The sequence below is a fragment of the Pseudomonas sp. S2_B07 genome (genome assembly GCF_054668435.1).
The window spans coordinates 4,493,661-4,512,035 of sequence record NZ_CP162769.1 but is presented as its reverse complement, the minus strand read 5'-3'; the positions used below and the strand labels follow the sequence as shown (position 1 = coordinate 4,512,035).

Annotated in this window: 17 protein-coding genes; 13 read left to right on the top strand and 4 right to left on the bottom strand. The window is 60.0% G+C overall.

Annotated features, from left to right (window positions below):
* Window positions 1-33 precede the first annotated feature (33 nt).
* Window positions 34-2,418, bottom strand: a complete 2,385-nt coding sequence (locus AB4N43_RS20715; RefSeq protein WP_027924275.1) for a hybrid sensor histidine kinase/response regulator — start codon at window positions 2,416-2,418, stop codon at window positions 34-36.
* 325 nt (window positions 2,419-2,743) lie between these two features.
* On the opposite strand from AB4N43_RS20715, the gene AB4N43_RS20710 reads away from it, so the two are divergent.
* The 4 genes from AB4N43_RS20710 to AB4N43_RS20695 all read left to right on the top strand — a co-directional run bounded on the left by AB4N43_RS20710 (window position 2,744) and on the right by AB4N43_RS20695 (window position 6,276).
* Complete coding sequence (locus tag AB4N43_RS20710; RefSeq protein ID WP_027924276.1) at window positions 2,744-3,541, top strand: hydroxymethylpyrimidine/phosphomethylpyrimidine kinase; 798 nt, start codon at window positions 2,744-2,746, stop codon at window positions 3,539-3,541.
* Between the two features lie 32 nt (window positions 3,542-3,573).
* Window positions 3,574-4,197, top strand: coding sequence for a thiamine phosphate synthase (gene thiE, locus AB4N43_RS20705; protein ID WP_027924277.1), 624 nt, complete (start codon window positions 3,574-3,576; stop codon window positions 4,195-4,197).
* Between the two features lie 15 nt (window positions 4,198-4,212).
* Complete coding sequence (gene hemL / locus AB4N43_RS20700) at window positions 4,213-5,496, top strand: glutamate-1-semialdehyde 2,1-aminomutase (protein WP_027924278.1); 1,284 nt, start codon at window positions 4,213-4,215, stop codon at window positions 5,494-5,496.
* Between the two features lie 225 nt (window positions 5,497-5,721).
* Complete coding sequence (locus AB4N43_RS20695; RefSeq protein WP_027924279.1) at window positions 5,722-6,276, top strand: tetratricopeptide repeat protein; 555 nt, start codon at window positions 5,722-5,724, stop codon at window positions 6,274-6,276.
* Between the two features lie 64 nt (window positions 6,277-6,340).
* On the opposite strand, the gene AB4N43_RS20690 is transcribed toward AB4N43_RS20695, so the two are convergent.
* Complete coding sequence (locus AB4N43_RS20690; protein WP_007894425.1) at window positions 6,341-6,670, bottom strand: DUF1820 family protein; 330 nt, start codon at window positions 6,668-6,670, stop codon at window positions 6,341-6,343.
* Between the two features lie 134 nt (window positions 6,671-6,804).
* On the opposite strand from AB4N43_RS20690, the gene miaB reads away from it, so the two are divergent.
* The 5 genes from miaB to lnt all read left to right on the top strand — a co-directional run bounded on the left by miaB (window position 6,805) and on the right by lnt (window position 12,145).
* On the top strand, window positions 6,805-8,133 hold the full coding sequence (gene miaB / locus AB4N43_RS20685; RefSeq protein WP_032833561.1) for a tRNA (N6-isopentenyl adenosine(37)-C2)-methylthiotransferase MiaB: 1,329 nt from the start codon (window positions 6,805-6,807) through the stop codon (window positions 8,131-8,133).
* A gap of 143 nt (window positions 8,134-8,276) precedes the next feature.
* Window positions 8,277-9,281, top strand: a complete 1,005-nt coding sequence (locus AB4N43_RS20680; protein ID WP_027924281.1) for a PhoH family protein — start codon at window positions 8,277-8,279, stop codon at window positions 9,279-9,281.
* Window positions 9,274-9,768 (top strand): rRNA maturation RNase YbeY, encoded by a 495-nt coding sequence (gene ybeY / locus AB4N43_RS20675; protein ID WP_027924282.1) that lies wholly within the window; start codon window positions 9,274-9,276, stop codon window positions 9,766-9,768. The genes AB4N43_RS20680 and ybeY overlap by 8 nt, the downstream gene beginning before the upstream one ends.
* 5 nt (window positions 9,769-9,773) lie before the next feature.
* Window positions 9,774-10,613, top strand: a complete 840-nt coding sequence (locus AB4N43_RS20670; protein WP_027924283.1) for an HlyC/CorC family transporter — start codon at window positions 9,774-9,776, stop codon at window positions 10,611-10,613.
* An 8-nt stretch (window positions 10,614-10,621) separates the two neighbouring features.
* Complete coding sequence (lnt, locus tag AB4N43_RS20665) at window positions 10,622-12,145, top strand: apolipoprotein N-acyltransferase (protein WP_059182105.1); 1,524 nt, start codon at window positions 10,622-10,624, stop codon at window positions 12,143-12,145.
* A gap of 40 nt (window positions 12,146-12,185) precedes the next feature.
* Here lnt and AB4N43_RS20660 read toward each other — a convergent pair whose 3' ends face one another.
* Together AB4N43_RS20660 and AB4N43_RS20655 are read right to left on the bottom strand one after the other, a co-directional pair.
* Complete coding sequence (locus tag AB4N43_RS20660) at window positions 12,186-12,947, bottom strand: YdcF family protein (protein ID WP_027924285.1); 762 nt, start codon at window positions 12,945-12,947, stop codon at window positions 12,186-12,188.
* Between the two features lie 116 nt (window positions 12,948-13,063).
* Window positions 13,064-13,384 (bottom strand): hypothetical protein, encoded by a 321-nt coding sequence (locus tag AB4N43_RS20655; protein ID WP_027924286.1) that lies wholly within the window; start codon window positions 13,382-13,384, stop codon window positions 13,064-13,066.
* 279 nt (window positions 13,385-13,663) lie between these two features.
* Here AB4N43_RS20655 and leuS point away from each other — a divergent pair, with 279 nt between their 5' ends.
* The 4 genes from leuS to arfA all read left to right on the top strand — a co-directional run bounded on the left by leuS (window position 13,664) and on the right by arfA (window position 18,345).
* On the top strand, window positions 13,664-16,270 hold the full coding sequence (gene leuS, locus AB4N43_RS20650) for a leucine--tRNA ligase (protein ID WP_027924287.1): 2,607 nt from the start codon (window positions 13,664-13,666) through the stop codon (window positions 16,268-16,270).
* Window positions 16,271-16,357: 87 nt separating this feature from the next.
* On the top strand, window positions 16,358-16,963 hold the full coding sequence (locus tag AB4N43_RS20645; RefSeq protein ID WP_027924288.1) for an LPS-assembly lipoprotein LptE: 606 nt from the start codon (window positions 16,358-16,360) through the stop codon (window positions 16,961-16,963).
* 39 nt (window positions 16,964-17,002) lie between these two features.
* The gene (gene holA / locus AB4N43_RS20640; protein WP_460151901.1) at window positions 17,003-18,040 is read left to right on the top strand and encodes a DNA polymerase III subunit delta; all 1,038 of its coding nucleotides are present in this window, start codon (window positions 17,003-17,005) and stop codon (window positions 18,038-18,040) included.
* 140 nt (window positions 18,041-18,180) lie between these two features.
* Window positions 18,181-18,345 (top strand): alternative ribosome rescue factor ArfA, encoded by a 165-nt coding sequence (arfA, locus tag AB4N43_RS20635; RefSeq protein ID WP_003176285.1) that lies wholly within the window; start codon window positions 18,181-18,183, stop codon window positions 18,343-18,345.
* Window positions 18,346-18,375: the final 30 nt, after the last annotated feature.

The window sequence follows — 18,375 nt, the reverse complement described above, 5'->3', positions numbered from 1 at the left end:
CTGCCCCGAGGCTGAACAAAGTGGCATATCCGCCTAACTGTCGGCGCTTTCGCCTTGCCTTGGGCACAACACCCGCCGATACAGGGCGGCCTGCAAATCTTCGAATTTCACCGGTTTGTTCAGGTAATCGATCATGTCGCCGGTCGGGCAGCGTTCGCGATCGACGCTGAGTGCGACCACAAACACCGGCAACTCGGCGCAACCCGGCAAGTCGCGGATCTGGCAGCACAACGAGAGGCCATTCAGAGACGGCAGCTGGCAGTCGAGCAGCACCGCGTCAAAGGTTTCACGCTGCAACTGATCGAGCGCGGCCGCGCCGTTGTCCGCAGAACGCACCCGAAACCCGAGCTTGAGCAACATGCCGCGCATCACCAACTGGTTGACGCTGTTGTCGTCGACCAGCAGCACGCTGCAATCCTGAGGCAGGCGCAAACGCGCTGGATCACCACTCATCAACGGCACGTGCGGGCGCTCTACCACGGGCACTTCAAAGTCGACATCCAGCTGGAACCGGCTGCCACTGCCCGGCTCCGAACGGTGTGTCAGGCGGCCACCGAGCAATTCGACCAGTTGCCGGCAAATCGCCAGGCCTACGCCCAGGCCGCCGTACTCGCGAGTCATCGAACCGTCGAGCTGGAAGAAACGCTGATACATCGTCGCCTCCCCCAGATCGGTGAAGCCGATGCCGGTGTCGATCACCGCAAACGACAACGACAGCCGCCCGTTTTCCACCGGTTTGCCGGTCACCCGCAGCGCAAGCCCGCCGACCCGGGTGAACTTGATCGCGTTGTCCAGCAGGCATTCCAGGCACTGCGCCAGCTTGGTGCTGTCGCCGTGCAAGCGGTCCGGCAGCCCCGACGTGACGTCGACTTTGAAGTCCAGCGACTTGCTCGAGGCATTGCCCTCGAACTGCGCCCGCAAGGCATCGACCACACCGCGCAAGCTGAACGTTGCCGGCGTGGCCTTGAGCTTGCCGGCCTGCAATTCGGTCAGGGTCAGGATGCCGTTGACCATGCGCATCATGTCCCGCGCGGAACCGGCGGCGGTCTGCTGGTATTGCTCCAGTTCCGGGTCCATCTCGACGGTCTGCATCAACTCCAAAGAACCGATCACACCGTTCATGGGGGTGCGCAATTCGTGGGTCAGGGTGGCGAGGAATTCGTCCTTGAGCTTGTTACTGTGGGCCAGTTGCTGGTTCAGCACTTCAAGCTTTTGGCCGGCATCAAACAACGTTTGCGCCTGCTGCTCGCGCATGGCGTTGATGCGGTCGGCCAGGGCCAGCGACAGCAAGGCGACTTCAATCGCCGAACCGATCTGGCTCGAATACATGGTCAGGAACACGTTGGGCAGGTAACCCAGCACCATCAGCGTGTTGACGATGCCGCCGAGCAAAAACGCCGACCAGGCAATGATGAAGTAGCGCGCCACCCGCAGGCCGCGAAGCCAGGCGCACAACCCGGCGGCGAAAATCACCACGGTGAAGGTCAAGGCCAACGCTGTGGCCAGGCGCAGGGCCAGGGCGTAACTGGCCATCAATGACAACCCGATCACCACCGCGCCGAATGCAATCAATGCCAGCAACAAGCGGTCGAGCCAGCGACCGTAGGACCCGGTCTGCAGGAAGCTGCGGGCGAACTGGCTGCCGAACAGCCCGGCACAGCCGATGAAGAACGGCGTGGCCGCGTTGGCCCACCAGGGATTATTCGGCCAGAAATACTCCACGGCCGCGCCGTTGACTGACAGCTGATACAGGCCAAACGAGGCAATGTAGAAGATGTAATAGAGGTAACTGGTGTCTCGCACGCTGAGGTAGATGAACAGGTTGTACACCAACATCCCCAACAAGACGCCGTAGATCAGCCCCAAAACGTAGAGGCGCACCGGTTGTTCTTCAAGAAACGCGGTGCTCGACCACAAGGTCACCGGCGCCTGAATCGAGCCTTCACTTTGCAGGCGCAAGTAGACGGTTTGCGCCTGGTCTGGGGTGAAATTCAAATCGAACAGGTAGTTGTTCTGGCGGATCTCGCGAGTGGCAAACGGCAAGGCATCACCGGTCTGCCGCACCAATTGATAGCTGCCGGTTGCATCGGGCAAGTACAGATCAAGGTGATCGAGGGGCGGATAGGCCAGCTCGAGCAACCAGGTGCGCTGCGCCGCGGGGTTGGTCGGGCGGTAATGCAGATCGATTTTTAGCCAGAACACCGAACGCGAGTACCCGGCGTTGAGCGTGGCTTTGTCGTGGGGTTTGAAGTTTCCGGCCGCAGCCTGCGCACGAACATCAGCGATGGTCGCCTGACCACCCGCGTCTTCGTACACCTGCATGACTCGGCCCAGGGGAAGGCTCTGGGTGAATTCGTCGAACTCGACGGCGCTCGCCATGAGGGGCAAGCAAAGCAGCAACATCAGCAAATAGCGCATTTAAGCCCCAGCGTGGCCTGTCCGGTTATCTCAGGAAGCCCCTCATTCCCTTTGAGTAGACGTAAAACCGGCATTACCTGTTATTGGTTTGGATCCACTCTAGCATAGCCGCTGGTGGCCATTGAACACCATTGAAAAATTTACTGCAGAGGCTCTAGTACGGGCGTTCCAGCGACAAATTTTGCGCAAAATCAGCGTGGTTGGTCAGGTTCTATCAATGCATCGGCCGTTTTACATATCCCTGTAGCAGCCGGACGCAGGCTTCGCCAGCCGCTACAAGTCCGTCTCATGACTCGCTGGTCGACTGGTGGTAAGCTCGCGCACCATGAATATCTACAGCTCTCGCCCCGTTGTCCTCTGTCTCTCCGGCCACGACCCAAGTGGTGGCGCCGGCTTGCAGGCAGATATCGAAGCCCTGCTCGCCCAGGGTTGCCATGCGGCTCCGGCCGTCACTGCCCTGACCGTGCAAGACACGGTCAACGTCACTGACTTTCGCGTCCTCGACCGTGAGTGGGTGTTGGCCCAGGCCAATGCCGTGCTCAACGATTCCGAAGTCGCTGCGGTCAAACTGGGCATGCTCGGTTCCCTGGAGATGGTCGACACCGTTGTCGAACTGCTCTCGGCGCACCCGCATTTGCCGGTGGTCTGCGACCCGGTGCTGCGCGCCGGCGGTGGCGGACGACTGGGCAAGGACGAAGTCGGCTACGCCATGCGCGAACGCCTGCTGCCCCTGTCCATCATCGCCACCCCTAACCTTCCCGAAGCGCGCATCCTCGCCGAACTGCCAGAAGGCACGGCCGACGAATGCGCCGAAAAACTGTTGCCGTTCGTCAAACACCTGCTGATCACTGGCGGCCATGGCGACGAACACGAAATCCACAACCGCCTCTACAGCCGCGACGGTCGCCGCGAAACCTTTACCTGCCAGCGCTTGCCCGGCAGCTATCACGGTTCCGGTTGCACGCTGGCCAGCGCCTTGGCCGGTCGTCTGGCCCAGGGTGAAAACCTCGCCAGTGCGGTACAGACCGCGCTTAACTACACATGGCGAACCCTGCGTGATGCAGAGCAGCTGGGCAAAGGCCAGTTCGTGCCGCGCCGTCTGCCCCTGGATTTCTGCTCGTAACTATTGAAGCGTAAAGCGCCGAGGCTTGTCCGATGAAACTACGTGGCCTGTACGCCATTACCGATAGCCAGTTGCTGGCCGGTAAATTTCTTTCGTACGTGGAGGCGGCGCTGGAAGGCGGCGTCACCCTGCTGCAATACCGCGACAAGAGCAGCGACGAGGCACGGCGTCTGCGTGAGGCTGAGGCGCTGCGTGATTTGTGCGAACGCTACAAGACTCACCTGATCATCAACGACGATGCCGAGCTCGCTGCGCGCCTGAACGTTGGCGTGCACCTGGGCCAGACCGACGGCCCACTGACCCCGGCCCGCGCCCTGCTCGGTCGCCAAGCCATCATCGGTTCGACTTGCCACGCGCAACTCGAACTCGCCGAACAGGCTGCAAAAGAAGGCGCCAGTTACGTCGCCTTCGGCCGTTTCTTCAACTCCAACACCAAACCCGGCGCACCGACCTGCAGCCTCGACTTGCTCGATCAGGCCCGCAGCACACTGCACCTGCCAATCTGCGCGATTGGGGGCATCACCCTGGAAAATGCCGCGCCATTGGTGGCCCACGGAGTTGATCTGCTGGCGGTTGTCCACGGTCTGTTTGGCGCCGAGAGCGCAGCCGAAGTGACCCGCCGCGCTCGCGCGTTTAACGAATTACTTAAAGTCTGATTTGAGAGCCCGACCATGTCTCGTTCCGAAACCCTGTTTGCCAATGCCCAGAAACACATTCCCGGTGGCGTGAATTCGCCTGTGCGCGCGTTCAAAAGCGTCGGCGGCACCCCGTTGTTTTTCAAACACGCTGAAGGCGCCTACGTCACCGACGAAGACGACAAGCGTTATGTGGATTACGTCGGTTCCTGGGGCCCGATGATCCTGGGCCACAGCCATCCGGACGTGCTGGACGCGGTGCGTAAACAGCTGGAACACGGTTTGTCCTACGGCGCCCCGACCGCGATGGAAACCGAAATGGCGGACCTGGTTTGCTCGATCGTGCCGTCGATGGAAATGGTGCGCATGGTCAGCTCCGGCACCGAAGCGACCATGAGCGCGATCCGTCTGGCCCGTGGTTTCACCGGCCGCGACAGCATCATCAAGTTCGAAGGCTGCTACCACGGTCATTCCGACAGTCTGCTGGTCAAGGCTGGCTCCGGCGCGCTGACCCAGGGCGTACCGAGCTCGGCCGGCGTGCCGGCGGACTTCGCCAAACACACCCTGACCCTGCCATTCAATGACATCGACGCGGTGGAAACCATGCTCGCCGAAGTCGGCCAGGACGTGGCGTGCATCATCGTCGAGCCCGTGGCTGGCAACATGAACTGCGTACCGCCGGCGCCAGGTTTCCTCGAAGGCCTGCGGACCTTGTGCGACAAGCACGGTGTGGTGCTGATTTTCGACGAAGTGATGACCGGTTTCCGCGTCGCCCTCGGCGGCGCACAAGCGCATTTCGGCGTAACGCCGGACCTGAGCACCTTCGGCAAGATTATCGGCGGTGGCATGCCGGTCGGCTGCTTCGGCGGTAAACGCGAAATCATGTCGCACATCGCGCCACTGGGTCCGGTATACCAGGCAGGCACGTTGTCGGGTAACCCGCTGGCCATGGCCGCTGGCCTGACCACCCTGCGCCTGATCAGCCGTCCAGGCTTCCATGCCGAACTGAGCGACTACACCAGTCGCCTGCTCGATGGCCTGCAACAACGCGCCGATGCGGCGGGTATTCCGTTCGTGACCACGCAGGCGGGCGGCATGTTCGGCCTGTATTTCAGTGGCGCCGACGACATCGTGACCTTCGATGACGTAATGGCCAGCGACGCGGCGCTGTTCGGTCGCTTCTTCCATCTGATGCTTGAAGGTGGCGTTTACCTGGCGCCGAGCGCATTCGAAGCCGGCTTTACCTCGATCGCCCATGGCGACGCCGAGTTGAAACTGACGCTGGATGCCGCTGAGCGTGCATTCGCCGCATTGAAATAATCGCTCTGCCGCTGACGTTGGCGACTGCCAGCGTCAGCTTTTACCTGCATTCACACCCTTATTCCTACGCTTCTGCCAATAATCTCCCGCAAATTGGGCGATATATTCCCCGCGCAGCAGAAAAACGAGTAAAGACTTTGTAAGGTTGGCCCTGCTTATTTCATAATGCGCGCTTATTGGATCCCTCGATGGGTCCGCGCGCCCTTCAGAGGTAAGTCGATTCTCATGAACCGCACCGGCCGCGCCCTTGCACTGGGCTGCCTGTTGCTCCTTCAGCCCCTGCTCGCGCACGCACAAGCAGGCGGCAACTCGTTGTTAATCCCAGCGATGGGTCGCTGCACCCTCAATACTCAGCCGCAAGACCTGACGCAAGCGCTCGCCGCCTGCCAGAAAGCGTCGGATGAAGGGGATGCACAAGCGCAATACGAGTTGGGTGAGTTCTACTACGAAGGCAAAAACGCGCCTCGCGACCTCAATCAAGCCCTCAGCTATTTCGAAAAAGCCTCGCTGCAAGGCCACGCCCAGGCGCAATTCAAACTGGGCACCATGTTCTTCCATGGCGAAGGTGTTCAGGCCAATAACGTTCAGGCTTACATTCTGCTGAAAATGGCTGCGGTCAACGGTGCTGAAGATGCGCTGGACACCGCCGACGAAGTCACCGAGAAAATGCCGCGCGAAGAGCTGGAAGTGGCGACTCAGGTGCTGGGGCAAATCTTTCGTAAATACCTGATGGAATTGCAGAATGCGGATGGGCGAACGCCTTTTGCACCGCTACCCTGATTTCTGCGGCGAAATGACAGGCCCCTTCGCGAGCAAGTCGAATGGGGCGACTCGGTTTTAAGGCTTACTTTTCAGGCATCGGCATCGGAAACGGCATGACATTGCCGACCGCGCCACGGGCTTCGCTGATTTTCGGCGTACCCAGGCGCTCGACCTCGTCGATGCGCACAATCGAATGCATCGGCACAAAACTGCGTACCACGCCTTCGAACTGAGCCTTGAGCTTCTCTTCGCTCGGATCGACGACCACTTGCGTGCGCTCGCCAAAGACGAACTCTTCCACTTCCAGAAAGCCCCACAGATCACTTTGATAGATCTGCTTGGCATACATTTCGTACACCTGGCCCTGGTTGAGGAAAATCACCTTGTAGATTGGAGCTTCACGTTTGGTCATGGTGGGCGAGCAACACATTTGGGATAAAAATGAGGGCGCGAACTATAGCATAGCCACCGGACGCACAGCGGTAGGAACCTTGGGACATGTTCCCTATAATGCGCGGTTCTTTGAATCACGTGATGACTCTGTCCATGGCCAAGAAGCTTTACATCGAAACCCACGGTTGTCAGATGAACGAGTACGACAGCTCGCGCATGGTCGACTTGCTGGGCGAACACCAGGCCCTGGAAGTCACCGCCCGCGCTGAAGACGCCGACGTGATCCTGCTCAACACCTGCTCCATTCGCGAGCGCGCCCAGGACCGGGTGTATTCCCAGTTAGGCCGCTGGCGTGAACTGAAACTCGCCAACCCGGACATGGTGATCGCCGTCGGCGGTTGCGTGGCCAGTCAGGAAGGCGCAGCCATTCGTGATCGCGCGCCGTATGTCGACGTGGTCTTCGGCCCGCAAACCTTGCACCGCCTGCCGGAAATGATCGACGCCGCACGCGCCACCAAGCTGCCGCAAGTTGACGTCTCGTTCCCTGAAATTGAAAAGTTCGACCATTTGCCCGAACCGCGCATCGATGGCCCAAGCGCTTATGTGTCGGTGATGGAAGGCTGCAGCAAGTACTGCACCTTCTGCGTGGTGCCGTACACCCGTGGCGAAGAAGTCAGCCGGCCGTTCGACGATGTGATTGCCGAGATCATCCACCTGGCTGAAAACGGCGTGCGCGAAGTGACACTGCTGGGTCAGAACGTCAACGGTTATCGCGGCACCACGCATGACGGTCGCCTCGCCGATCTGGCCGAGCTGATTCGTGTCGTGGCCGCCGTCGATGGCATCGACCGGATTCGCTACACCACGTCGCACCCGCTGGAGTTCTCCGACAGCCTGATCCAGGCCCACGCCGATGTGCCGGAACTGGTCAAACACCTGCATTTGCCGGTGCAGTCGGGTTCGGACCGAATTCTCTCGGCGATGAAGCGCAACCACACCGCGCTGGAATACAAATCCAAACTGCGCAAGCTGCGGGCCGCCGTGCCGGGCATTTGCATCAGTTCGGACTTCATCGTCGGCTTCCCGGGCGAGACCGAAAAAGACTTCGAACAAACCATGAAGCTGATCGAAGACGTCGGTTTCGACTTCTCCTACTCGTTCGTCTACAGCCAGCGCCCGGGCACCCCGGCGGCCGACCTGGTCGACGAGACGCCGGAAGCGTTGAAGAAAGAGCGCCTGAACGCCCTGCAACATCGCCTGAACCAGCAAGGTTTCGAAATCAGCCGACAAATGGTCGGTTCGATCCAGCGGATCCTGGTCACCGATTACTCGAAAAAAGACCCCGGCGAACTGCAAGGCCGGACCGAGAATAACCGTATCGTCAACTTCCGCTGCGACACGCCAACCTTGATTGGCCAATTCGCCGACGTGCACATCGATGCCGCACAACCGCACTCGCTGCGGGGCTCGCTGATCCAGTAACACTGAGTAACCCTGTGGTAGCGAGCCTGCTCGCTCCCATAGGGGTCCGTGTTTGAGGCTGGAATATTAAGAGCTTTCGCACCCAGCCCACTGGCGTTATCCTTGATTTCATCTTAATTGCCCCAGGGCGGCTAAATACGACCTTGAACGCACCCATAGAACCGCATCGTTTCATCCTCGAGCCCTTTGAGGCTCGCCGCTTCGCCAATCTGTGCGGGCAATTCGACGAGCATTTACGCTTGATCGAACAGCGCCTGACGATCGAGATCCGCAACCGCGGAAACCAGTTCGAATTGATCGGCGAGCCTAAACACACCACCTCCGCGGAAAACCTCCTGCGCCGTCTGTACCGGGAAACCAAGGGTACCGAGCTGTCGCCGGACATGGTTCACCTGTTCCTGCAGGAATCGGCCGTCGAGGAACTGGACAACGTCTCCCCCTCCGAACCTTCCGTCGCATTGCGCACCAAGAAAGGCATGATTCGCCCTCGAGGCTTGAATCAGCTGCGCTATGTGAAAGAAATTCTCGGTAATGACATCAACTTCGGCATCGGCCCTGCCGGTACCGGCAAGACGTATCTGGCCGTGGCTTGCGCCGTAGACGCGCTGGAACGCGAGCAGATTCGTCGCATCCTGCTGGTTCGTCCAGCGGTTGAAGCCGGCGAGAAGCTCGGCTTCCTGCCCGGCGATTTGTCGCAGAAGATCGACCCGTACCTGCGCCCGCTCTATGACGCGCTCTACGAAATGCTCGGCTTCGAACACGTCGCCAAGCTGATCGAGCGCCAGGTCATCGAAGTGGCACCGCTGGCTTACATGCGCGGTCGCACGCTGAACAACAGCTTCATTATTCTCGACGAGAGCCAGAACACCACCGTCGAGCAAATGAAGATGTTCCTGACCCGTATCGGCTTTGGCTCCACCGCGGTCATCACCGGTGACATTACCCAGGTCGACCTGCCGAAAGGCACCAAGTCCGGGCTGCACCATGTGATCGAGGTGCTCAAGGACGTGCCGGGCATCAGCTTCACCCATTTCATGCCCAAGGACGTTGTGCGCCATCCACTGGTGCAGCGCATTGTCGAAGCCTACGAGCGCTTCGAAAATCGCGTGACCGAAGAAGCACCCAAGGACAACCGCCGCGATGCTTGAGCTTGATCTGCAATTGGCTACACAAGCGTCCGCCCCCAGCGAAGCCGAGTTCCGCCAATGGTGCGAACTCGCCCTGCGCCAGCGCACTGCCGACTCCGAAATGACCATCCGCCTGGTCGACGAAGCAGAAGGCCGCGAGCTGAATCACACCTGGCGGCAAAAGGATTACGCCACTAACGTTTTGTCGTTCCCCGCCGACGTGCCCGACGAGTTCCTTGATATCCCGCTGCTGGGCGATCTGGTGATCTGCGTGGCCGTGGTCGAGCGTGAAGCCGCCGAACAAGGCAAGGAATTGAAGGCGCACTGGGCTCATCTGGTCATTCACGGCTGCTTGCATCTGTTGGGTTACGACCATATAGATGACGACGAAGCCGAAGAAATGGAAGCACTGGAACGAACGTTGCTTGCAGAGTTGGGTTATCCCGACCCGTATGCGGACGACGAAACCGAAACATCCCCTATCGTTACAACAAAGGATTCAGAGTAATCGCTATGAGCGAAGATCGATCGAGCAACGGGCAGAAGTCTTGGCTGGGTAAGCTCACCCAGGCTTTTGCCCACGAGCCGAAAAACCGTCAGGAGCTGCTGGAGCTTCTGCGCGATGCACACCAGAACAAACTGTTGGACAGCGAAGCGCTGGCCATCGTCGAAGGCGCCATCCAGGTTGCAGACCTGCAAGTACGGGACATCATGGTCCCGCGCTCGCAAATGGTCAGCATCAAGGCGACCCAGACCCCTCGCGAGTTTCTGCCCGCCGTGGTTGACTCGGCCCACTCCCGCTACCCGGTGATCGGCGAAAGCCACGATGACGTGATGGGCGTGTTGCTGGCCAAGGACTTGCTGCCGTTGATCCTCAAGGAGAACGGCGACAGCTTCAACATCAAGGACCTGCTGCGCCCGGCCACGTTCGTGCCCGAGTCCAAGCGCCTGAATGTGCTGCTGCGCGAATTTCGCGCCAACCACAACCACATGGCCATCGTCATTGACGAATACGGCGGCGTGGCTGGCCTGGTGACCATCGAAGACGTGCTGGAACAAATCGTCGGCGACATCGAAGACGAGCACGACGTAGAGGAAGACAGCTACATCAAGCCGTTGCCCAGCGGTGACTTCCTGATCAAGGCCCTGACACCGATCGAAAACTTCAATGAGTTTTTCGACAGCGAATTCTCCGACGATGAGTTCGATACCGTCGGCGGCCTGGTGATGAGCGCGTTCGGGCACTTGCCCAAACGCAACGAGATCACTGAAATCGGCCCTTATCGCTTCCGCATCCTGAACGCCGACAGCCGTCGGATTCATCTGCTGCGCCTGACTCCAATTGCCCGTTAAGGACTGACATGCACCGTCTCACCCGTCCCGGCTGGCCCGGTAATCTGCTGGCCGTGGCGGCCGGTGCACTCACCACCCTGGCGCTGGCGCCGTTCGATATCTGGCCACTGGCATTGCTGGCGGTCGGCTTCTTTTACGCCGGTTTGCGCGAACTGAGCCCACGTCAGGCCCTGGGCCGTGGCTGGTGTTTCGGTTTTGGCCTGTTCGGCGCCGGCACCAGCTGGATCTACTACAGCATTCACAACTTCGGTGGTGCCTCGGTGTTGTTGGCGGGCTTGCTGATGCTGGCGTTCACCGCAGCGATTGCCTGGTTCTTTGCCCTGCCGGCCTGGATTTGGGCGCGCTGGCTACGTCGCAACGAAGCACCGCTGGCAGATGCCTTGGCGTTTGCAGCGTTGTGGGTCGGCCAGGAGGCATTTCGCGGCTGGTTCCTCACCGGTTTCCCGTGGCTCTATTCCGGCTACAGTCAGCTTAACGGTCCATTGGCCGGGCTCGCGCCATTAGGCGGAATGTGGTTGATTTCCTTCACTCTCGCCCTGACGGCCGCACTGATCTACAACGCGTTGCGACTGGTGCGCACCGGGCGTAAAGGGTTTATTGCAGCGGGCGCGTTGTTGCTGGTCGGCCCGTGGGTGGCCGGCCTGGCCCTGAAAGAACATGCCTGGACCAGCCCGGCGGGCCCTGCGCTCAGCGTCGCGGCGATTCAAGGCAACATCGAACAAAGCATGAAGTGGGACCCGGCGCAGCTCAACGCGCAATTGGAGCTGTACCGCGACATGAGCTTCAGCTCCAAACGCGTCGACCTGCTGATCTGGCCCGAAACCGCCGTACCGGTGCTCAAGTCGTCCGCCGAGGGCTACCTGACCATGATGGGCAACTTCGCCGCCGAGCGTAATTCGGCGTTGATTACCGGCGTACCGATCCGTCAGGAAGTGCGTCACGAGAAACGCTTCTTCAACGGTATTACAGTCGTCGGCGAAGGCGATGGCACTTACCTCAAGCAAAAACTGGTGCCGTTCGGCGAATACGTGCCGTTGCAGGATGTACTGCGCGGACTGATCGCGTTCTTCGACCTGCCGATGTCCGATTTCGCCCGTGGACCGGCCGACCAGCCGATGTTGCAGGCCAAGGGGTATCAGGTTGCGCCGTTCATTTGCTACGAAGTGGTCTACCCGGAATTCGCCGCCAGCCTTGCGGCGCGCAGTGATTTGCTGCTGACCATCAGTAACGACACCTGGTTCGGCACCTCCATCGGCCCACTGCAACATTTGCAGATGGCACAGATGCGCGCACTGGAGGCGGGCCGCTGGATGATCCGCGCCACCAACAATGGCGTATCCGGGCTGATTAACCCGTTTGGCCAGATTACCGCGCAGATCCCGCAGTTCGAACGCGGCATCCTCTACGGCGAAGTGGTGCCGATGCACAACCTGACGCCGTACCTGCAATGGCGCTCGTGGCCGTTGATCATCGTTTGCGTGTTGTTGTTTGGTTGGGCGTTGATTGCTAGCCGGATGGCAAAAACCGTCTGACCCCATCTGATCGTTCTCACGCTCAGCGTGGGAACGATCATCAGCGATAGAAAAGCGAATACCCGACCTGTCCCACCGCCTCGTTCATCAATTGTCCGGATTGCCAGATCGACTTGAATTCCGGCATCCAGCCGCCCAGCGGTCGGGCATTGTCGACGCCTAAAAAGCCCACCGGCGCAGGCACAACGTCAAACCCTGCCTTCTGGAAACTCCAGACAGACCGCGGCATGTGCCAGGCCTGGGTCACGACCACTACCCGCTTGATACCCTGAGGCAACAACACCTCGGCACTGAACTTCGCGTTCTCCCACGTCGTGAGGCTACGCCCTTCCTGCCAGCGTACCGTCACGCCAAAATCATCGAGCAGCGAGTCCGCCATCAACTTCGCTTCGGTGGGTGGCGTACCGTAATGCAGGCCACCGCTGGTCAGCACAGGCAAACCGGAAGCTTTGGCCAGACGCGCCGCATATCGCTCACGCTCCAACCCTATGCCAGTCGGCTGGTCGGTGCCCCAGGCAATGTCGCCGCGCTCACGCCCGGAACCCAACACCACGATGGCGTCCGCGCGCTGGCCCAGGGTCGCCCATTCGTCGCGTGACAACGGCGGATCACGCTCAAGCGCTTTGGCACTCCACTGCACTACCACGGGCAAGCTCATCAACCAGAAACCACCGACACCCAGAACAAAGCACGCACCCGCAAGCCTTGGCCTTGAGCGGCGCAACCACCACGCAAGGACCAAAAGCAGCAAAAGAATACCGGGAGGTAACAGCAGTTGTTTCACAAAATATCGAAAAGGCATCGAGCATCTCCAGAGATGCCCGAAGCCTAAGTGGGTTGACGCAATGCGACAACAGATATGGAAGGACTATGCTTCAAAAGAGTAAAAAAGAAGCCGGGCCATGACCTCAAGTGCCCTTACTTGAATTGCAGAGACCGGACCTTTACCGCGTCCCTGCCGGGTACTTTGTCCTTGAGCCAGATGATTTTGGCCGAACGTGGTGCATCGAGTTGCTTCACTGCTGCTGACAAGCATCCGTGTGTTTCACGTTCACAGCGATCCAGATAGGCTTTGACCAATTCAAACTCTGCGGGGCTAAGGCCGCGCAGTTCCAGCTCCAGGGGACGCTCATCGCGCAGCCGGCCAGCAGTTTTTGCAGCGTCCAGGGCCATTCCCAGACGATCGATCAGTCTTTCGTACAGTTCCGGTTTTGTGGCTTTTTGCTGTGATTCAACCATCCCTCACCTCATTGAAGATAAGACTCACTCCCCATTTAGAGCTTAGCTTCCATGAACAAACCGGCTGAACACTGCGACCAACGGCCCTCGCAGCCGTTTTTGCGAGACGCGCGAGCGTAATCAGGGTTTCCCTCGGTAGAGTGCGGTCATGTATGCTACGGCGCTTCCTGTAACTCCACTTCCAGCTCGTCTGGGCACCGAAACGCCGATTTGGCGTGCTCACCGTCCAGCGTCGCATTGAAGAGGATTAGGCCACCCCTATTCAGTTCAAAAGTAGCCATGCACGAACAATATCAGCCCCGTGAAATCGAAGCCGCCGCCCAGTCGTTCTGGGACGAGCAAAAGTCCTTTGAAGTCAGTGAACAGCCAGGCAAGGAGACTTTCTACTGCCTGTCGATGTTCCCTTACCCCAGCGGCAAGCTACACATGGGGCACGTGCGCAACTACACCATCGGCGACGTGATCTCCCGCTACCAGCGCATGCAAGGCAAGAACGTTCTGCAACCCATGGGTTGGGACGCCTTCGGCATGCCGGCGGAAAACGCCGCGATGAAGAACAACGTAGCGCCCGCCAAGTGGACCTACGAAAACATCGCCTACATGAAAACCCAGCTGCGCAGCCTGGGCCTGGCGGTGGACTGGTCCCGCGAAGTGACCACCTGCAAGCCGGATTACTACCGTTGGGAACAATGGCTGTTCACTCGCCTGTTCGAAAAAGGAGTGATCTACAAGAAAAGCGGCACCGTGAACTGGGACCCGGTCGACCAGACCGTTCTGGCCAACGAGCAGGTAATCGACGGTCGCGGCTGGCGTTCCGGCGCGCTGATCGAAAAGCGCGAAATCCCGATGTACTACTTCAAGATCACCGCGTACGCGGATGAGCTGCTGGAGAGTCTCGACGAACTGACGGGCTGGCCTGAACAGGTCAAGACCATGCAGCGCAACTGGATCGGCAAGTCCCGCGGCATGGAAGTGCAGTTCCCGTACAACGTCGATTCCATCGGCCAAGCCGGCGCGCTGAAAGTATTCACCACCCGTCCGGACACCCTGATGGGTGCGACCTACGTTGCCGTGGCCGCCGAACACCCGCTGGCCACCCTGGCCGCGCAGAACAGTCCTGAGCTGCAAGCGTTCATCGCTGAATGCAAGGGCGGCAGCGTCGCTGAAGCCGACGTCGCCACCCAGGAGAAGAAAGGCCTGCCGACCTCGCTGTTCGTCGAGCACCCGCTGACCGGCGAGAAACTGCCGGTGTGGGTCGCCAACTATGTGCTGATGCATTACGGCGATGGCGCGGTCATGGCTGTCCCGGCGCACGACGAACGTGATTTCGAGTTCGCCACCAAGTACAACCTGCCGATCAAGTCCGTGGTGCGCACCAGCTCGGGTGACACCAACCCGGCTCCGTGGCAGGACGCGTATGGCGAGCACGGCACGCTGATCAATTCCGGCGAGTTCGACGGCCTCGATTTCGCCGGCGCGTTTGACGCCATTGAAGTCGCGCTGATCAAGAAAAACCTTGGTGCCTCGCGCACCCAGTTCCGTCTGCGCGATTGGGGTATCAGCCGCCAGCGCTATTGGGGTTGCCCGATCCCGATCATCCACTGCACTAGCTGCGGTGACGTGCCGGTGCCGGAAGACCAGTTGCCTGTTGTGCTGCCGGAAGACGTCGTACCCGACGGCGCCGGTTCGCCACTGGCTCGCATGCCCGAGTTCTACGAGTGCAGCTGCCCTAAATGTGGCCAGCCTGCCAAGCGTGAAACCGACACCATGGACACCTTCGTCGAGTCCTCGTGGTACTACGCCCGCTACGCCTCGCCCCACTATGAAGGCGGCCTGGTGGAAAAATCCGCGGCCGACCATTGGTTGCCGGTGGATCAGTACATCGGCGGTATCGAACACGCCATTCTTCACCTGCTGTACGCGCGCTTCTTCCACAAGCTGATGCGTGACGAAGGCCTGGTGAGCTCCAACGAGCCGTTCAAGAACCTGCTGACCCAAGGCATGGTGATCGCCGAGACGTACTATCGCCGTGAGGCCAATGGCGCCTACACCTGGTTCAACCCGGCGGACGTGGAACTCGAGCGTGACAGCAAGGCCAAGGTCATCAGCGCCAAGCTGATCGCGGACGGCCTGCCGGTGGAAATCGGCGGCACCGAGAAGATGGCCAAGTCGAAGAACAACGGCGTTGACCCACAGTCGATGATTGACCAGTTCGGCGCCGACACCTGCCGCCTGTTCATGATGTTCGCCTCGCCACCCGACATGAGCGCGGAATGGTCCGACTCGGGCGTGGAAGGTTCGCACCGCTTCCTCAAGCGCGTCTGGCGCCTGGCTCAAGCCCACGTCACTCAGGGCCTGCCGGGCAAACTGGACGTCGCCGGCCTGAACGACGAACAGAAAGTCATTCGCCGCTCGATCCACCAGGCCATCAAGCAAGCCAGCCACGACGTCGGCCAGAACCACAAATTCAACACGGCCATCGCCCAGGTGATGACGCTGATGAACGTGCTGGAAAAAGCCCCGCAAGGCACCGAACAGGATCGCGCACTGGTTCAGGAAGGTCTGGAAACCGTGACGCTGCTACTGGCGCCAATCACCCCGCACATCAGCCACGAGCTGTGGAATCGACTGGGTCACGCTGCCCCGGTGATCGACGCCGCCTGGCCGGTGCTGGACGAGAACGCATTGGTGCAGGACAGCCTGACGCTGGTCATCCAGGTCAACGGCAAGCTGCGCGGTCAGATCGAAATGCCGGCCAGCGCAACGCGCGAAGAAGTCGAAGCCGCGGCCCGTATCAACGAGAACGTGCTGCGCTTTGTCGACGGCCTGACTATTCGCAAAGTGATCGTCGTGCCCGGGAAACTGGTCAACATCGTCGCCAGCTAATTGGATCAGGCGCCGGGCCATGCCCGGCGCCGAGTAAACCTTTCGGGCCGCAAGATCGGCCCACATGGTTTCAAGGGGAGCAACAAAATGATCAAACGCAATCTGCTGGTGATGGGCCTTGCGGTCCTGTTGAGCGCCTGCGGTTTCCAGCTGCGCGGCACCGGCACCACTGAACTGGCGATCAAGGAACTCGACCTGAGCGCCCGTAACGCCTACGGCGAGACCGTGAAGCAAATGCGTCAGGTGCTGGAAGGCAGTGGCGTCAAGGTCTACACCGGCGCACCTTACAAGCTGGTGCTGACCAATGAGCAGGAAAGCCAGCGCATCATCAGCTACGCAGGTGGCGGCCATACTGGCGAGTATCAGATCACCACTGTTCTGAACTACGACATTCGTGGCGCACATGATCTGCAACTGATCAGCGACAAGCTCGAAGTGCAAAAGATCTTCATGCATGACGGCAACAACCTGGCGGGGTCCGACCAGGACGCCGACACTGCCCGTGCAGAAACTCGTCGCGAGCTGATTCAGCGCATGATGCTGCGCCTGCAACAGATCACCCCGACCCAATTGGATCAGCTGCAGCAGACCGCCGAAGCCAAGGCCAAGGCCGAAGCCCAGGCGCTGGAAGCCGCACAGAAGGCTGAAGCGAATACTCCGCGCCAGTCGCCTGTCCAGATCCCGCAACAGTAAGACTTTCGGGGCGCTCCGGCGCCCCGATGGCCCTTTCTTATGAAACTCGCCCCCGCCCAACTCGGTAAACACCTGCAAGGTGCCCTCGCGCCGGTCTACATCATCAGCGGCGATGACCCGTTGCTGTGTCAGGAAGCGGCCGATGCCATTCGTGCCGCCGCCCGCCAACAAGGCTTCGATGAACGCCAGGTCTTCGCCGCCGACGCCAGTTTCGACTGGGGCACGTTGTTGCAGGCGGGGGCGAGCATGTCATTGTTCGCCGAAAAGCGCCTGCTGGAACTGCGCCTGCCCTCCGGCAAACCCGGCGACAAGGGCGCTGCCGCCTTCATCGAATACTGCTCGCGCCCGGCCGAAGACACGATATTGCTGATCAGCTTGCCCAAGCTCGATGGCAGTGCGCAGAAGACCAAGTGGGGCAAGGCGCTGGTCGAAGGTCAGTACACGCAGTTTGTGCAAATCTGGCCGGTGGATGCCAACCAGCTGCCAAGCTGGATTCGCCAGCGTCTGTCTCAAGCCGGGTTGTCGGCCAGCCAGGACGCGGTCGAACTGATTGCCGCGCGCGTCGAGGGCAATCTGCTCGCCGCCGCGCAGGAAATCGAAAAGCTCAAATTGATGGCCGAAGGTGGGCAGATCACCGTCGAAACCGTACAGGCCGCTGTGGCCGACAGTGCACGTTTCGATGTATTCGGTCTGACCGACGCCATCCTGAATGGCGAGGCGGCCCACGCGTTGCGCATGCTTGAAGGACTGCGCGGTGAAGGTGTCGAACCTCCGGTCATTCTCTGGGCGCTGGCCCGGGAACTGCGTCTGCTGGCCAACCTGTCGTTGCAATACAGCCAGGGCGTGCCACTGGACAAAGCCTTCAGCTCATCCCGCCCACCGGTCTGGGACAAACGAAAACCCTTGATGAGCAAAGCCCTGCAACGTTACTCGGCGCAACGCTGGGCGCAGTTGTTGCTGGAAGCGCAGCGCATTGACGCGCAGATCAAGGGTCAGGCGGCCGGCTCGCCGTGGATGAGCCTTAGTCGATTGTCATTGTTGATGGCCGGTCAACGCCTGACATTGCCCGCCGAATAAACGCACCCTTGTAGCAGGCTTCGCCAGCTGGTACAGGTTTTGCGATCGGCGAAAGGTCCTACAACCTGTGGGGACTAGACAGAACCCCAACTTCAGCCGATGATTTGCCCTGCAAAAACCACTCACTCGCGAGAATCATCATGAGCAAAAAGCCATCAAAGCATGGCCCGAACAAGGCCAAATCCATTATCGCCCAGCCACTGTTCCGCAGCCGTCAGGAGCGAGCCGGCAAGGGCAAAGGCAGCTACCGCCGCGAAGCCTTCCAGTCTAATAGCTGGGAGGCTTCTTACTTTCTGGCTGCGTAAAGCAGAACACCCCTTCGACATGTTAAGGTC